Origin of the sequence: Streptomyces doebereineriae (assembly GCF_031845645.1) — a bacterium.
Classification (GTDB): Bacteria; Actinomycetota; Actinomycetes; order Streptomycetales; family Streptomycetaceae; genus Streptomyces; species Streptomyces canus.
This window is the reverse complement of record NZ_JAVREZ010000438.1, coordinates 1-422: the sequence shown is the minus strand read 5'-3', so window position 1 is coordinate 422 and position 422 is coordinate 1. Positions and strand designations below refer to the sequence as shown.

The 422-nt window shown below is 68.2% G+C and carries 1 protein-coding gene; it reads right to left on the bottom strand.

Features of this window, described 5'->3' with window-relative positions; genetic code table 11:
• Positions 1 to 422 (bottom strand): glycosyltransferase (locus RNB18_RS52675; RefSeq protein ID WP_394817817.1); only part of this gene is annotated, 422 nt, incomplete at both ends.

Here is a 422-nt window from a genome sequence, read left to right as displayed (position 1 = left end):
CCACCCCCGCTGGCGGCGGGTGTATCCGTGCCGGAGCCGCTTCACCGAGAACCAGTACCCGAGCGGGATGTCGTACGCGGCGGGCTTCGGCGCGGAGGGATCGCGGAAGGTCTCCCGCAGCTCGGCCAGCAGCCCGGGGCTCAGCCGCTCGTCGCCGTCGAGCAGCAGAATCCAGTCCAGATCGGTGCGGACGTTCTCCAGACACCACTGCTTCTTCCGGGGGTGGCCACCGTCCCAGGTGTACGTGACCACCTCGGCCCCGCACTCCTCGGCGATCTTCACGGTGTCGTCGGTGCTGTGGGAGTCCACCACGACGACCGCCTCGAAGTGCCCGAGCACCGACTTCACCGCCTCGGCGATGTTCAGGCCCTCGTTCTTCGTGGGGATCGCCACGGCTATGGGCAGTTTCGTCTTTCCTGCGG